This is a genomic window from Solibacillus merdavium, assembly GCF_014836935.1.
Taxonomy (GTDB): Bacteria; Bacillota; Bacilli; order Bacillales_A; family Planococcaceae; genus Solibacillus; species Solibacillus ferritrahens.
The window spans coordinates 66,082-80,666 of the sequence record NZ_JACSPW010000008.1 but is presented as its reverse complement, the minus strand read 5'-3'; the positions used below and the strand labels follow the sequence as shown (position 1 = coordinate 80,666).

Below are 14,585 nucleotides of genomic sequence, written 5' to 3'. Positions count from 1 at the left end.
ATTATAAAATGCAGAAAATTCGAAACTTATACCACTTTTAATCCGTAGATTATAAAAAGGGAGGTTTTTTGATGGGGAACTATTCCATTCGTGATTTTGTGAATAAAACACAGCAGGACCAGCTAGAAAATGATTTTTTTGAACTGGAAACAGAGCGTGTGCTAGAGGTGAATTTGAACGGGGAAGTATGGTCAAAAATGGGCGCGATGATTGCGTATGTGGGCACTATCAAGTTTGAACGTGAGCGGATGCTTGAGCATGGTATGTCAAAAATGTTTAAAAAGGCGCTGACTGGTGAGGGTACACAGCTGATGAAGGCAAAAGGTAAGGGGCGCCTCTATTTAGCGGACCAAGGGAAAAAGGTGACAATCTTTGATTTACAAAATGAAAGTTTATGTGTCAATGGCAATGACTTGCTAGCTTTTGAACCTACTATTCAATGGGATATTCATTTAATGCGTAAAATGGCCGGGATGATGGCAGGCGGATTGTTTAATGTGACGTTAAAAGGTAAAGGGAAAGTAGCGATTACTACCCATTTTGAACCATTAACATTGATCGTAAAGCCTGGTGAGACGGTTTATACCGATCCGAACGCCACAGTAGCCTGGTCTGGTAACTTAAAGCCGGAATTTGTAACAGATATCACGTTTCGTACGCTTATTGGCAGAGGGAGCAATGAATCGATTCAAATGGCGTTTTCAGGAGAAGGTTTTGTAATTATTCAGCCGTTTGAGGAAGTGTATTTGTCGTCAGAAAGTTAACGAAGTGAAATTTACAGCAATGTTCGAAGGAGTAGACCTATGTTTTTAAAAACGATCAAATTAAAAAAAGATCAAATCCCTGATTATAGTGAATATCCTTTTTCAATTCCATTTATACGTCATATGAATGAGTTGGATGTCGATGTACCGGTTACTTTTTTTGTCGGCGAAAATGGTGCGGGGAAATCGACATTACTCGAAGCGATTGCAGATCAAATTGGCTTCAATCCAGCAGGGGGAAGTACACAAAATTATAAGGCGTATGAGGTGCATGAAGCTGAATCTGCGCTTGGAGAATTTGTGAAACTTTCATGGTGGCCAAAAGTGACAAACGGCTTTTTCCTGCGTGCCGAAACATTTTATCAGTTTGCTTCCCACTTAGATGAAACCGATATGAACGGCTACAAAGCATATGGGGGGAAATCGCTCCATCATCAATCTCACGGGGAATCGTTCTTTTCACTTTTTCAGCATCGTTTTACAGAACAGGCCATTTATTTACTGGATGAGCCGGAAGCCGCGTTGTCACCAGCTCGACAGTTGGCTTTTTTAACATTATTAAATGACTTAGTAAAAGAGGGGAATGTACAGTTTATTATTGCGACTCATTCTCCGATTTTACTAGGGTTTCCGAATGCAGTTATATACCAATTTGACGAACATGGCATTGAACAGGTCGAATATGAACAAACTGAGCATTATCAAATTACCTCCTATTTTTTGAAGCACCGGGAGAAGATGCTGAAAGAGCTTTTTGAAGAGGATGAGGACTAGAAGGTACGATTACATTATAGGAGGCGGTAAGTATGGAATGGCAGCAATTGCATCAACTTTCTGAGGAGTATCAATTACAGTTGCTTGAAGCGAAGAAGCTACATAAAAAAATTGAAAATGTGGAAAAACTCCTTTCCCATGCGAAGCGAGAGATAGATCGTCATCAATTGGACCTACAAAATGCCCGACAACAATTAAATAAGCTGGATAACTTTTCATTTATCAACTTATTCCGTGGATGGTCAGGGAAAAAGGATGAGTTGATTGAGCAAAATCTAGACCGTGTAGCTGTCAATGAATTAAAGCTTACGGAAGCTCAATTATCATATGAAGATTTGCAGGACGATCATGTTGACTTGATTCATAAATTAAATGCAATCAATGAATCCTATGTGGGACAGCAATTAAAGCAAATTAATGATCAAAAGCAGCAGTGGCTACAGCAACATGCAGCCCATATCGCAGCGGAGCTTACGAGTATTACCGACCAGGAGCTTTTATGTAGGCAGCTAGTGAAAGAAATAAAAGAAGCAATCGACGCGGGGAATCATGCGTTAAATAAACTGACAGATGCCGGATATGCGCTAAATGATGCCAAATCCTATTCAACATGGGATACGTTTTTAGGCGGTGGATTCATGGCTACTATGATGAAGCACGATAAATTAAAAGAATCCAATAATTATTTACATGGTGCACAAATTGCATTACAACGCTTCCAAAATGAGTTGCTAGATGTGAAGGAAATTCGCCAGGATGCCCTTATTATTGATACAGACGGCTTTGTCATGTTCACCGATTACTTTTTCGATAATATTTTCACTGATTGGTCAATCCACTCGAAAATTACGACGTCCATGAACCAAATTTCACGTGTGCAGGATGATGTTGCAAATACAATTACTGAGTTGGAGCAAAAGTTCAATATTGCTACAAGAAAAGAAACAGAGCTTATAAAACAAAAACAAGCAATACTGAATGCCGATGATCTTTCATTGTTTTTTCAAAAATAGAGGCGTAAAATAAAGCGTAAACTTGTTTAGTTAAAAGGAGTTATGGAATATGAATCGTTTAGTAGAAGAGTTTTTACAATTAGTGCAAATTGATTCTGAAACAAAGCACGAAGAAATCATTGCACCTGTATTAGTTGAAAAATTGGAACAAATGGGTTTTGAAGTATACCAGGATGATGCCCATACACGCAATGGTCATGGCGCAGGCAATATTATCGCTACATTAAAAGGCGACGAATCCATCGAACCAATTTATTTCACAGTACATATGGACACAGTTGTGCCAGGGAAAGGGATTAAGCCTGAAATTCGTGAAGACGGCTATATTTATTCGGACGGCACTACTATTTTGGGCGCGGACGATAAAGCAGGTATGGCCGCATTATTTGAAATGGCACGTCGTTTAAAAGAAAAGAATATCGCACATGGTACGATTCAATTCATTATTACTGCTGGTGAAGAAAGCGGCTTGGTCGGTGCAAAGGAACTGGATCCTTCGAAAATTATCGCGAAGTACGGCTTTGCGGTAGACAGTGACGGAAAAGTAGGCGGCATCGTAGTAGCAGCCCCTTTCCAGGCGAAAGTTTTTGCTAAAATAATCGGTAAAAAGGCGCATGCGGGTGTTGCACCGGAAAAAGGTATTTCCGCGATTACTGTTGCTGCAAAAGCTGTTGCTCAAATGAACCTTGGTCGTTTGGATGAAGAAACGACTGCAAATATCGGTCGCTTTGAAGGCGGACAGGCGACGAATATCGTTTGTGATGAAGTAAATATTTTAGCTGAAGCACGTTCAATCGATGAAGAAAAATTAAATGCACAAACAGCACATATGAAAGAGACATTCGAGCGTGTCGCTAAAGAAAACGGTGCACGTGCAGAAGTCGAAGTAAAATTAATGTACCCTGGCTTCCGTGTAACAGAAGATGATCAAGTGGTTAAAATTGCAAAGGCTGCAGTAGAGGCAGTTGATCGCACACCACAGTTAGGTATTTCAGGTGGCGGTAGTGATGCAAATGTCATTGCAGGCTTTGGGATTCCAACAGTAAACTTATCGGTAGGCTATGAGGAAATTCATACAACGAACGAAAGAATGCCGGTAGAAGAATTGGAAAAGCTGGCTGATTTATTAGAAGCGATTATTATCGAAACGTTGAAATAAGAGGTGGGTATTTATGGGATTTGAAAAAGCAGTCGTATTTTTATGTGGAACAGAAGAGTATGCCGTACCAGTAGATCAAGTGGTCTCTATTGAAAAATTGGAGCGCGTAACACCTATACCGCACTTACCGAAATATTTATTAGGTTTCTCACGGATTCGTGGGGAGCTTACGCCGGTTATTGATTTTCAGTCTATCTTATATAACCGTCCAACAGATACGAAAAACTTAAAAGTGATCGTATTAAAAACGGAGATGATCAACTACGGTCTATTAGTAGTAGATGCGAAGGAAATTATTGATTTTGAAGAGGGCGTTTTAACGCAACTGGGACTTGTCAATTATAATAAGACGAAATATTTTACAGCTGTTGCGAATTTGGAAAACCGCATGATTTCCTGTATTGATCCTGGAATTCTCGTTCACTCACTTGAGGGCATGCGCGAAATCATTGAGTATTTGCACAAAATGCAAGAAGAAGAACAAACAAACGTATAATTTAGTATACGTGTTCTACTAAAAAAAGGAGCGTATCATTGATCATAATGATAGTAGCTCCTTTTCTCATTTTAAGGCAATTTTCTTTTTAAATTGTTTTAAGTAGGCGTATCCTGTAAAACCAAAAACAATTACCGAAATAATAGCTAACGTTAATACAATATTATCCTCTACCCAAGGAATATTTCCGAGTAAATATCCGCCACCAAGCCAGACAACAGTCCAAAGCGTTGCGCCAATAAAGTTGTAGCGTAAAAATGTCGCGTAGGATAACCCTGAATAACCGCATATAAAAGGCGTCATCGTACGCATTAATGGAACGAAGCGGGAAAAGGTAATGGCAACACGATCATATTCCTTTAAAAAATTTAACGCTTTATCAGTCGTTTCTTCGGAAATAAAACGCATAAATAGGTTACGTCTTTCCGGAATTTTTCGAACGATTTTACCAATTAAATAGTTATTGCTATCAGCAAGTGTTGTTGCGACAATAAATATAATGAGTAATGTAATTAAATCAAGTTTGCCAATCGCAGCTAATGTACCGCTCGTAAAAACCGTACTGTCTCCCGGCAGGAACGTTAATATGACAAAGGCAGTTTTTGAGAAAACGACCGCAAATAATAGTAAATAAATATATAAGCCGAGCTCTTTTATGTAATAAAAAATGACCTGGTCGATTTCCCGTAAAAATTGAATGATATCAAGTAGCATGTGTTGTTTTTCTCCTATCAATAGGATTAGTAAGTTTAAGTATAACGGATACAGCCATATTACGGTTATAAAAAGCATCGGAGAATAAATGAATGAGGTGAAAGAATATGAGTAATCTAAAGCAACCTAAAATCGACATAACAAAAAAGAGATCGGAATGGGTGATGGATATTATTGGCTATGTGGCATTGGCCGTTATGTTAACAATATTAGTGATGAACTGGCGAGACATGCCAAATGAAGTTCCGGCCCATTTTGACGGCAGTGGTAATGTTGATCGTTGGGGCTCTAAAATGGAACTTTTAATTTTACCGGGTATTGCTATTGCGATGCATTTCTTTTTAATGGTATTTGAAAAATTTCCCCAATCACATAATTACCCTGAAAGACTGAACGAATCTAATCGTGAAGCCTTCTATCAAAACAGTCGCCAAACATTAAATTATATGCGAAATATAATTAATATATTATTTGCCTACATAGTATATCGAACAGTTGCCATAGCATTAGGTGATGACGCTGTAATAGGCTGGCCGTTCTTTGTGATTCTGATTGTGCTGTTCGTCGTACTGATTTGGAAGATTATCAAAACAAGTAAAATAAAATGATAGTTTCCAATGTCATGCTCCTAGAAGGGTTAAACATAATATATAAAAAAGCGCATTCGATTTGGTCGTCGAATACGCTTTTTTGCGAGTTTTTAGTGTTACTGACATTTTTCACAGATTACACGATTTGCCGTTCTGGCAATGGCTTGATCCATTCTTGAGACAAGCATTTTCTTTTCTGCAGGCATTGTAATATGAGCGATAAAACGGTCACCCTCTTCAATTTTACCTGCGCAGTTTGTACAGCTGAGTAGTCTCGGTGTAAATAGATCCTTGATTTTATTTACCATTTAGATCAACTCCAGTCATTCATTTTGGACCATTCTTCACTTATTCTACAATGATTAATAAAAGCCTTTATTGTAATTTATAAATTTTTTATAATTACTTACAAATTTTTTCGTTTCGTTCGTCTATATAAATAAGAGAGGTGAAAGGGATGGACTTTGATGAGTTGTATGAGCTACATTTTCATAAAACATATCAATACATACGGTATATGGTATCAAATGCGCAACTTGCCGAAGATTTGACGCAGGATACTTTTTTACGGATTTATAAATCTAATACAGAAAACGTTGCTAATTTCCAAACCTATATAAGGCAAGTCGCCCGAAATCTTGTTTATGACTATTACCGGAAAAAGGCATTAATTCAATGGCTGCCATTTAAAAGTGCTCCGGAACAGCAGGAATTCATTTATGTGCCACATGAATGGCTAATGCTGGAGGAATCGCGGAAGCAATTATATGAAGCACTTCAACAATTAAAGCCCATGCAGCGTGAAGTCATCATTTACCGCAAAATTGAAGAGCTCTCGATTCAGGAAACATGTGACATTATGGGTTTACCGGCTATGAAAATAGCCAATACACAGCGAAGTGCAATGAAGGCATTGCAACAGCTTTTAGGGGGGGAAATCGATGAAGCTTGATGAACGATTAAAAGAGTTAAACAAAATTCCCGAAAATGAACGATTAAAACAAACGATATTAAACAAAATAAAAGATCAACCAGTAAAAGAGCCTATTTCATTGAAACCTCTCCGAGAATTGGGCGTCGTCGCCGCTATTTGTTTCATCGCCCTATTTTTATTTTATACATCCAGTAATCAAATAAATCAGGCAGCCTCAGGTGAAATTGCTAAAATCACCTCGTATAAACACCTTGGAGAAACGGGGTTTAGGGGGAAATTATCAACAAATTATATGGGTGTAGAAAATATAACAACTCCTAGTATTGTGACTTTATTTGAGAATTTATCGGATCTCCCGACAATTTCGGCTCCTGAAAAGTATGATCAGCAATATGATATTGTTGTCTTATTTAAAAACGGGGAGCAACGTCAATATGAGTTGTCGTGGAATTATTTATATGATATTGATAATAATCTTTACTATCCTGGATATGAACAGTATCCAACGGCGATTTATTCGGATTTGTTTGATGCGCATTATAAAGTACAGTTTCCGGTCATATGGATCGCTGTAGCAGTGCTGCTCATGAATGCTTTTACTGCAGTTTATTACAATCGACGTCAGCTTGTTCGGCCCACAAAAGTACGCGGCCTAGGAGTTTCCATTACAATCAATTTAACTATTTTAGGATTGCTTTTTTGGTATCATAATACGATTGGGCCGTTGTATAAGCCGCTGTTAATACTATTTGCAGTTGGTTACGGTTTCAGTGTCTGGTTACCGATGAAACGGCAAGTTCCCAATTTGAATATTTTAAGAGTAGAAAAGTACAAAATAATGCTGATTGTTGTACTTTTTATCAGTTGGATAATTATGTACTAACAAAAAGCTTAAAAAGGTACTCAATCAGATGGACCTGACAAAAGTCTTCCCTGTTGGGTATTTTTTTTTATTTGACTATTTAAAATAGTGAAAAGTGCTTATATCAAATGATTAACAAAGTTTGGCGAATTTTTAATCCCTATATTAAAATAATCAATAGACAGATTTCACTATTTTTAAGCTTTTTTTATCTTTGTGAATTCTTAAATACCATGACAAGAGTGACTTTATTTGTTAAAATATTCTTATAATTCAGATTAATTTTTGGGGGTGTTTTTTTGTATATGAATTACCAACTAAAGGAAAGATTTGGTGAATTTTTTTTACAAAGGAATTTTAAAATAATCTATGAAAATACTTCCATTTCATTTCAGGAACTTGTATCCTTTGAACAATTCTTAGAACTGTCTAGTAAGTTTAATAATGGTGTGAGTCAATATACGTGTATCGCGTCCAATATTATTTGTGGCTTGTACCGGTATATATGGGTAGATGACGCACAAACAAAGGCGGTGATTTTAGTCTTTGATGATAAAGATGTCATTCAGGGGCTATACTTAAAACCGTTTGAAACATGTCCAATGAGTAATCAAATAAGGACAAAAAATAAATACATGATGCCGATTACAGATGAATGGTTTGTTATTTGGGGAGGCACGAATGAATTTGTAAACTACCATTACCCATTTGAACAACAACGATATGCATATAACTTAGTAAAAATGGTTAATCACCAAACATACAAAGATGCCCCATTAAAAAATGAAAATTACTTTGCATTTGGAGCTGAAGTAGTAGCACCTGCTGATGGCACTGTATTAAAAGTAATGGATTCAATAATAGATAATGTACCAGGGGAAAAGGATGAAACCAATATTCTAGGTAACTATTGCATCATTGTGCACGAAAATAACGAATATAGCATGATTGCTCACTTTAAAAAGGATTCGATTTGTGTAAATGTAGGCGATAGTGTAAAAACTGGACAACTACTAGGATTTTGTGGGAACTCAGGTTATTCCTCTGAGCCCCATATCCATTTTCAAGTGATGAATCATGCTGACTTTACGCAGGCAAAATCACTGCGTATTAACTTTTATAATGGACTGGACCCTGTGCAAAGGGGCTTTTGGAAAGCCTGCAGTGAACGGTTTCCGGGTTGGCAGAATGATTACAAATAATCTTTCTTATTATTTGCCGAACGGGATAAAAAAGCGCGGTAGTAAATGATCAAGAAATCTACAATTCAAACTACACCACAAAGCCATTTGTAAATGCTGCGACATTTTCACAGTAAAAGCTTAGCAAAATCTGCTGACCAATAAAAATAGCCATCCACATCTTATATGTGGATGGCTTTACGTATGTAAGTTCATGATGCGATTATTGCTCCTTGCTTTTGTAATTTTTTACAATGTTATTAATATTCATAGGATTTCTCATATTATTATAGTATTCGGTTGCAGCGTATAAACTTTCGAATGTTACTCGTATTATTTCTACGTTATCCTCCAATGTTATCTCCGCGAATTCATTTTCAGGTTCGTTTAATGAAATAGTTACCGAACATTTTTCCTTGTCCAAAATAATCGATACAAACGATGGATACTCTTCAACTCCGAAAAAAACGTCAATTTCATAAAATGGATTGTTTTCCTGCAGGATGCTTGGATTGAACATTTAATCACCCCCTTTATCAAAATATATAGTAAAGAGAAGTGAAAATCTATCAAAAAATTTAAAAAAATATTGGTGCGGCGATGATAAATGGGTTATAAACAGCTGCACTCTTTTTATATTACAAAACATTCTTAAATATGTTAAAATTATACTCGTATTAACTACTTTTTTATATGAGGTAGGTGGGGTTTTATGTTTGATTATGCTCATAGTGAAAATACACAGGCGTATTTGGAACATATAATGGCAGAAGAAAAGCACAAAATTAAGGATTTCTATGTTCTATTTATAAGTGATTATAATATTGGTAAGAAGAATTATAGTTTATTTTTCGACAGGCATATTATGGATGAGTCCATTGTCTACGTGGAGCAGGATGAAGGTAGTATAAATGCTCCTAGTTATATTGTAGATGGGGATGAATATGCCAAAAATGAGGAGTTATTTTACAAAATCAGACTACAGTCGCGAAAACGAACAATTGAAAAAATGGCGATATCTATTAATTTTTATATGGTAGCTCATAATACACAGGAAAGTAATGCGATTTTGAATAACGATGAATTATTGGAGAATTCCATCGAAAAAACGAAGGTAATTATTCAGAATGAGACTTTTTTAGGGAAAGAGGAAACATGGGATAATTTTTATGTTTGGATTCGGAATCAGTTGAAAACTTTAATTTTGGAAGAAATGTTTCTAATTAATGGGATTAGGGGCATAAAGGAATTATCGGGTGAAGAGCTGAATGTCACATTTTTTGAGTTGTTGCGCTTTAATTTAAGTATTAATAAATCATTTATTAGGAAATTTAGTAATCTTGTCGATCTTTATTTGAAAGAATGGCAGCGAAGGCTTATTAATGAATTGAATAATAATATTTCAGCCTATTTACAAATAGAAAGCGTGATAGAACAGTCTAAAACGGTTGCTGAGAATAATGAAGCACCTCAGCTGAAATTTATTTCTAACTATGCCTATGTTTTGAATAATGTAGCCTATCATGTGGTGAGGGAAGCGATTTACAAACAGAACTTTAAGATAGATAAAGAGGTTATGTGGCCGAAATATTCTTTTGTGAAGGGAAATACCAACGGGAATATTCAAATAATTCCGTTAATTAACGATAGACAAGATATTAATTCGGCATATGATAATAATCAGCAAAGTGCCTCAAATATTGCACAACAGATGTCACTTATGGATGTTGATGTGCTGGATATTCTTTGTCACCTATATTTACAGCTAGCAAAAAATACAGAGGACATTGTCGAGATTGAATTAAGAGATATTTTAATAATGAGAGGACTTCGTGCAAAATTAGGTGGAGATGGGCGGCGGGGAGGCTTTGAAGCAAAACAGAAGGAACAGGTAATCAATTCATTAAAGGTTATTCAAAGTCTGTGGCTGACAATCGATAAGACAGTTATGTATAAAAATAATAAGCCGATTCAAGTAGAAGTCCAAGGCAGAACGTTTCTATTTAAAAATGCGATGGGAGAGGAATATGAGGTTAATGAGGAAACTTGTAGTAAGTCCTTTACATTTACAGTAGATAAAGTATTTGCGAAATATTTAACCTCCTCGAAACGTCAAATGGCGTTGCTTCCATTAAAAGCAATGCAATATCATGCAGCGCGATTCCATCTTGAGAAAAAGTTATGCCGCTATTTAAGTTGGAGATGGAGAACGCAGGCATATAAAGGGGACTACCAGCAATTAAACCGGGTGAATACGCTACTGGATGCATGTGGTGAAGAGGTGAATGACCGGCTGCCAGTACGTACCAGAGAGAGGCTTGAAAGAGCTTTGGATAAATTAGCGGAAGATAAAATTATTGCCGATTGGTACTATGTTAATTGGGATGAAAATATTGCCCAAGGTAAAGGCTGGCTAAAGTATTGGCTAAATACTGCCATCATGATTGACCCAGTTCATGAAGTAAAAGAACATTACCGATCGATTGAAAGGGTAAAAAAACCTGTGAAGTCGATTACGGCAAGTAATGATATGCAGACTAGTTATCAGGCGGAACTCGTACAGCGGATCCATGAAGTGCGTATAAGTCAAAATCTCACGCTAACAAGTGTAGCAGAAGAAATTGAAATTTCCGCCTCGTATTTGAATAAAATTGAACGAGGACTCGTAGCGGGCTCCCCTAAAATACAAAAGAAAATATTGAATTGGTTAGAACGATTTGACTAAGGCTTCCGTTAAGTATACGGAGGCTTTTTTTATTTTCTTTTACATAATAAATGAATGCGCTTACATAGTATCTAAGTCGAGACTACCATGATTAGAAGTCGGGATTGGAATGAACGTAAATTTATTATGTAATTTTTCAATGTCAACGGACACTAGTCTTTAAACGAATTATTTCAGTATATTGACAACTTAATAACTGTATTACTTTATTAATCTGAATTTTCTGTATAAGGAAAATACAAAATGTATGATTTGGTCATAGATGAATCATCTAATAACATTTTAGGAGGAATGTAAATGACTCAAAATGTAAAAGGTTATGAATCAATTAAGCCGTTACTTTACCCTGAATCGGTCGCAGTGTTAGGTGCATCGGAAAATAAGTACAAAATCGGCAACATTCAGCTTCAAGCATTGATCGATGGGAAATTCCAGGGAGAAATATTTCCGATTCATCCTACAGCCGATCAGATTGCGGGCTTAAAGAGCTATTCATCCCTCACAGATGTACCAAATTCTATTGATCTCGTTATTTTTTGTATCGCTTATGACCAGATTAAAAACGGGCTAATCGAATGCGCAGAGAAAAAAGTAAAAGCTGCCATCATTTTTGCTTCTGGTTTTTCAGAGGCTGGTGAAGAAGGAAAGAAATTGCAACTTGAGCTGGCGGAATTTGCCAAATTAAATAATATTCGATTACTCGGTCCAAACTGTGTTGGTTTAGTCAATACATCGAATGGTTTGATCGGTACATTTTCATCCTCGGTGCTATGGGTACCAATGACTGGCAAGCGAGGGGTTGGCTATGTTTCGCAAAGCGGAGCGTTCGGTGTTTTAACTTATATGGCAGCTGCACAGCATGGCGTTAATTTTAATTATTTTATTAGCAGTGGAAATGAAATGGACACAACGTTGGAAGATTATATCGAATATATGGTCAATGATGACGAAATCGAGGTTATTAGCGGATATATCGAAGGGGCTAAAAACCCTGAAAAACTGAAACTGGCTGCACTCAAGGCTTTGGAAAAGAGAAAGCCAATTGTGCTGATGAAAACAGGACGCAGTGATGCTGGGAGTAGGGCGGCCGCTTCTCATACGGGTGCACTTGCTGGATCCGATAAAATTTACGATGCATTCTTCAGGCAAAATGGCATTATTCGTGTAGAGGATTCGGAGGATGTTATTGCATTTGCAAAATTGTTTAATCCGAACCGATTGCCAAAGGGCAGAAATACAGCGATTATTACGAGTTCCGGTGGCCGGGGCATAAATGAAGCAGATCGCTGTGAATCCTATGGGTTGAATATTGTAGAACTCTCTGAAAAAACAAAGACAGAAATGCGAAAATCTCTACCGGATTATGCAAGCGTTTCCAATCCGATTGACCTAACTGCAGCAGCATCTTTTGCAAATACGGAGTTTTTCCTAGATACGCTTAAGGTACTCGTTAATAGTCCGGAAGTTGATAACATTATCCTTACGGAGTTTCCGCATAGTTGGGATGAGCACAATAAGTATTTCCAAGAGTTTATGACAGTCGCGAAAAATAGCGATAAATTCATTTGTTTTTTCCCGTTCCCATTAGGAGACATCACATATCCAAAAACAACACCTATATTAGTTGAAAATGAAATAGCGGTAGTATCGGGGGCTTTGAATCCAGTAAGTGCATTAGCGCAATTGGTAGAATATGGGCAGTTTTTGGATAGGTATCAGCCAAATGAGATGGAAGAAGTTTTTGCTCATGAGAACGTAGTAGACTTGTTAACACCTAATGCCACTTTAAGTGAGTCAGAGGCAAGTGAAATTTTAGCGAGATACGGCATTCCGACGACACAGCGCTTTGTGGTGAATTCGCAGGAAGAAGCCATAGAAAGGGCGCAACAAGTAGGGTTCCCGGTTGTTATGAAAATTGATTCACAGCACATCCCCCACAAAACGGAGGCAGATGCGATTCGACTGAATATTTCTTCGGAAGATGAGGTGATTCAGGCCTTCGATGAAATTATGAGTAATGCAAGAAACTATAATCCAACTGCCATTTTAAATGGCGTATCTGTACAGGAGATGCTACCAAAAGGAACGGAAATTATCATTGGCGCTAAATGTGATGAAGTATTTGGTCCGGTAATTATGGCAGGCCTGGGGGGGATTTTTGTCGAGGTGTTTAAGGATATTTCCTTTAAGGTAGCTCCATTAAGTAGAAAAGATGCCTATGCGCTACTCGAAGAACTGCAGGCTAAGACCATTTTAGACGGTGCTCGAGGTCAGGCGCCGACTGATAAAGAAGCGATTGTTGATGTGCTATTAAGAGTCTCTCAGTTAATGATGGATCATAAGGATAAAATTAAGGAATTGGATATAAATCCACTGATTGTTTACGAAAAAGGTATCAAGGCTGTAGATGCGATGATTGTTATCGCTGAGGAGAATATTAAGAAGGAATTGATTGGAGGATAAATCCATGGAACTAAAACATTTAATTGGTAAAACAGGAAACCCCTTTACCTTTAAGGTGGAGCAGCGTCATATTAGACAATTTGCACAGGCTATTGGTGATTCGAATCCGCTTTATACGGATGAGGAGTATGCGAAAAAAACACCTTATAAAGGGATAATAGCACCGCTGACTTTTCCTATTGCCGTAAAGCCGGACGATGAAAATGACAAGTTTGATTTAGGACTCGATTACAGAAGAATGCTACATGGAGAGCAACAATTTAAATATAGCCGCCCAATACGTGCAGGAGAGACATTATATTGCCACATGAAGGTAACGGATGTATATGAAAAGGATGGAAAGAACGGCGCGATGGAATTCATTCTGCTCGATACAGAAATTAACGACGAAAACGGAGAGCATATTGTAACGAGCCGTACAAATATTCTGTACCGACCATTAGTAACGAATTAAATATCTCTCAAAGAAAGGATAGATTAATATGATTGATCTGAGTCAATTAGTGGAAGGGCTCAACCTTCCTGAATATAAGAAAGAAAAGGTAACAAAGGTTCAGCTTGTAAAATATGCTGGCGCTTCTGGCGATTTTAATCCCTTGCATACCGATGATGCCTTTGCCCAAAAAATAGGTTTAAACGGCGTGATTGCACATGGAATGCTTATTATGGGTTTTTTAGGAGAATACGTGAATAAAATTGCTAATAATGAAGGCCAGGTAATCGATTTTAAAATGCGCTTTGGTGCAATGACGTTTCCTGAAGATGAAATTGTGTGTAAAGGAATCGTCAAGGAAAAAAATAAAGTTGACGGGAAGACGGAAGTTGTTCTGAAATTATTCGCCGTAAAAGACATCAGTGAAGTTGTTGGAACGGGCGAGGCAGTTATCCAATTTTAACATAGAGGGAGTGA

The 14,585-nt window shown here is 37.3% G+C and carries 16 protein-coding genes; 13 read left to right on the top strand and 3 right to left on the bottom strand.

Going from position 1 to position 14,585, the window contains the following annotated elements:
- The first annotated feature begins 71 nt into the window (after positions 1 to 71).
- The 5 genes from H9632_RS10035 to H9632_RS10015 are packed head-to-tail and all read left to right on the top strand — an operon-like array spanning position 72 to position 4,206.
- Positions 72 to 764: an AIM24 family protein gene (locus H9632_RS10035; RefSeq protein ID WP_191703968.1), complete on the top strand. Its 693-nt coding sequence runs from the start codon at positions 72 to 74 to the stop codon at positions 762 to 764.
- Between the two features lie 39 nt (positions 765 to 803).
- Positions 804 to 1,538 carry an AAA family ATPase gene (locus H9632_RS10030; RefSeq protein WP_191703967.1) on the top strand — a complete coding sequence of 245 codons (735 nt, stop codon included), beginning with the start codon at positions 804 to 806 and terminating at the stop codon, positions 1,536 to 1,538.
- A gap of 32 nt (positions 1,539 to 1,570) precedes the next feature.
- On the top strand, positions 1,571 to 2,551 hold the full coding sequence (locus H9632_RS10025; protein ID WP_191703966.1) for a hypothetical protein: 981 nt from the start codon (positions 1,571 to 1,573) through the stop codon (positions 2,549 to 2,551).
- 49 nt (positions 2,552 to 2,600) lie between these two features.
- Positions 2,601 to 3,710: a M20/M25/M40 family metallo-hydrolase gene (locus H9632_RS10020; RefSeq protein ID WP_191703965.1), complete on the top strand. Its 1,110-nt coding sequence runs from the start codon at positions 2,601 to 2,603 to the stop codon at positions 3,708 to 3,710.
- Positions 3,711 to 3,723: 13 nt separating this feature from the next.
- On the top strand, positions 3,724 to 4,206 hold the full coding sequence (locus H9632_RS10015; protein ID WP_191703964.1) for a chemotaxis protein CheW: 483 nt from the start codon (positions 3,724 to 3,726) through the stop codon (positions 4,204 to 4,206).
- Between the two features lie 66 nt (positions 4,207 to 4,272).
- Here the strand turns inward: H9632_RS10015 and H9632_RS10010 are convergent, their stop codons facing one another.
- Entirely contained in the window at positions 4,273 to 4,920 is a 648-nt protein-coding gene (locus H9632_RS10010; RefSeq protein ID WP_191703963.1) for a DedA family protein, read from the bottom strand.
- Between the two features lie 107 nt (positions 4,921 to 5,027).
- Here H9632_RS10010 and H9632_RS10005 point away from each other — a divergent pair, with 107 nt between their 5' ends.
- Positions 5,028 to 5,528: a DUF1648 domain-containing protein gene (locus H9632_RS10005; RefSeq protein WP_191703962.1), complete on the top strand. Its 501-nt coding sequence runs from the start codon at positions 5,028 to 5,030 to the stop codon at positions 5,526 to 5,528.
- Between the two features lie 98 nt (positions 5,529 to 5,626).
- On the opposite strand, the gene H9632_RS10000 is transcribed toward H9632_RS10005, so the two are convergent.
- The gene (locus H9632_RS10000) at positions 5,627 to 5,818 is read right to left on the bottom strand and encodes a hypothetical protein (RefSeq protein WP_191703961.1); all 192 of its coding nucleotides are present in this window, start codon (positions 5,816 to 5,818) and stop codon (positions 5,627 to 5,629) included.
- A 149-nt stretch (positions 5,819 to 5,967) separates the two neighbouring features.
- Between H9632_RS10000 and H9632_RS09995 the strand changes: the two genes are divergently transcribed.
- The 3 genes from H9632_RS09995 to H9632_RS09985 all read left to right on the top strand — a co-directional run bounded on the left by H9632_RS09995 (position 5,968) and on the right by H9632_RS09985 (position 8,508).
- On the top strand, positions 5,968 to 6,462 hold the full coding sequence (locus tag H9632_RS09995; RefSeq protein ID WP_191703960.1) for an RNA polymerase sigma factor: 495 nt from the start codon (positions 5,968 to 5,970) through the stop codon (positions 6,460 to 6,462).
- Positions 6,452 to 7,327 carry a dehydrogenase gene (locus H9632_RS09990; RefSeq protein WP_191703959.1) on the top strand — a complete coding sequence of 292 codons (876 nt, stop codon included), beginning with the start codon at positions 6,452 to 6,454 and terminating at the stop codon, positions 7,325 to 7,327. The genes H9632_RS09995 and H9632_RS09990 overlap by 11 nt, the downstream gene beginning before the upstream one ends.
- 284 nt (positions 7,328 to 7,611) lie before the next feature.
- Positions 7,612 to 8,508, top strand: coding sequence for a M23 family metallopeptidase (locus H9632_RS09985; protein WP_191704056.1), 897 nt, complete (start codon positions 7,612 to 7,614; stop codon positions 8,506 to 8,508).
- A gap of 202 nt (positions 8,509 to 8,710) precedes the next feature.
- Here the strand turns inward: H9632_RS09985 and H9632_RS09980 are convergent, their stop codons facing one another.
- Positions 8,711 to 9,007, bottom strand: coding sequence for a hypothetical protein (locus H9632_RS09980; RefSeq protein WP_191703958.1), 297 nt, complete (start codon positions 9,005 to 9,007; stop codon positions 8,711 to 8,713).
- Positions 9,008 to 9,199: 192 nt separating this feature from the next.
- On the opposite strand from H9632_RS09980, the gene H9632_RS09975 reads away from it, so the two are divergent.
- From H9632_RS09975 to H9632_RS09960, 4 genes are all read left to right on the top strand, one after another.
- Positions 9,200 to 11,212: a helix-turn-helix domain-containing protein gene (locus tag H9632_RS09975; protein WP_191703957.1), complete on the top strand. Its 2,013-nt coding sequence runs from the start codon at positions 9,200 to 9,202 to the stop codon at positions 11,210 to 11,212.
- A 297-nt stretch (positions 11,213 to 11,509) separates the two neighbouring features.
- Entirely contained in the window at positions 11,510 to 13,675 is a 2,166-nt protein-coding gene (locus H9632_RS09970; protein ID WP_191703956.1) for an acetate--CoA ligase family protein, read from the top strand.
- A gap of 4 nt (positions 13,676 to 13,679) precedes the next feature.
- Entirely contained in the window at positions 13,680 to 14,129 is a 450-nt protein-coding gene (locus tag H9632_RS09965; RefSeq protein ID WP_191703955.1) for a MaoC family dehydratase N-terminal domain-containing protein, read from the top strand.
- A 28-nt stretch (positions 14,130 to 14,157) separates the two neighbouring features.
- Positions 14,158 to 14,571, top strand: coding sequence for a MaoC/PaaZ C-terminal domain-containing protein (locus H9632_RS09960; protein WP_191703954.1), 414 nt, complete (start codon positions 14,158 to 14,160; stop codon positions 14,569 to 14,571).
- The last annotated feature ends 14 nt before the right edge of the window (positions 14,572 to 14,585 follow it).

Bases quoted from the DNA above. Each gene is read 5' to 3' on its own strand.
- H9632_RS10035 (WP_191703968.1), top strand. From the start codon at position 72: ATGGGGAACTATTCCATTCGTGATTTTGTGAATAAAACACAGCAGGAC.
- H9632_RS10030 (WP_191703967.1), top strand. From the start codon at position 804: ATGTTTTTAAAAACGATCAAATTAAAAAAAGATCAAATCCCTGATTAT.
- H9632_RS10025 (WP_191703966.1), top strand. From the start codon at position 1,571: ATGGAATGGCAGCAATTGCATCAACTTTCTGAGGAGTATCAATTACAG.
- H9632_RS10020 (WP_191703965.1), top strand. From the start codon at position 2,601: ATGAATCGTTTAGTAGAAGAGTTTTTACAATTAGTGCAAATTGATTCT.
- H9632_RS10015 (WP_191703964.1), top strand. From the start codon at position 3,724: ATGGGATTTGAAAAAGCAGTCGTATTTTTATGTGGAACAGAAGAGTAT.
- H9632_RS10010 (WP_191703963.1), bottom strand. From the start codon at position 4,920: ATGCTACTTGATATCATTCAATTTTTACGGGAAATCGACCAGGTCATT.
- H9632_RS10005 (WP_191703962.1), top strand. From the start codon at position 5,028: ATGAGTAATCTAAAGCAACCTAAAATCGACATAACAAAAAAGAGATCG.
- H9632_RS10000 (WP_191703961.1), bottom strand. From the start codon at position 5,818: ATGGTAAATAAAATCAAGGATCTATTTACACCGAGACTACTCAGCTGT.
- H9632_RS09995 (WP_191703960.1), top strand. From the start codon at position 5,968: ATGGACTTTGATGAGTTGTATGAGCTACATTTTCATAAAACATATCAA.
- H9632_RS09990 (WP_191703959.1), top strand. From the start codon at position 6,452: ATGAAGCTTGATGAACGATTAAAAGAGTTAAACAAAATTCCCGAAAAT.
- H9632_RS09985 (WP_191704056.1), top strand. From the start codon at position 7,612: ATGAATTACCAACTAAAGGAAAGATTTGGTGAATTTTTTTTACAAAGG.
- H9632_RS09980 (WP_191703958.1), bottom strand. From the start codon at position 9,007: ATGTTCAATCCAAGCATCCTGCAGGAAAACAATCCATTTTATGAAATT.
- H9632_RS09975 (WP_191703957.1), top strand. From the start codon at position 9,200: ATGTTTGATTATGCTCATAGTGAAAATACACAGGCGTATTTGGAACAT.
- H9632_RS09970 (WP_191703956.1), top strand. From the start codon at position 11,510: ATGACTCAAAATGTAAAAGGTTATGAATCAATTAAGCCGTTACTTTAC.
- H9632_RS09965 (WP_191703955.1), top strand. From the start codon at position 13,680: ATGGAACTAAAACATTTAATTGGTAAAACAGGAAACCCCTTTACCTTT.
- H9632_RS09960 (WP_191703954.1), top strand. From the start codon at position 14,158: ATGATTGATCTGAGTCAATTAGTGGAAGGGCTCAACCTTCCTGAATAT.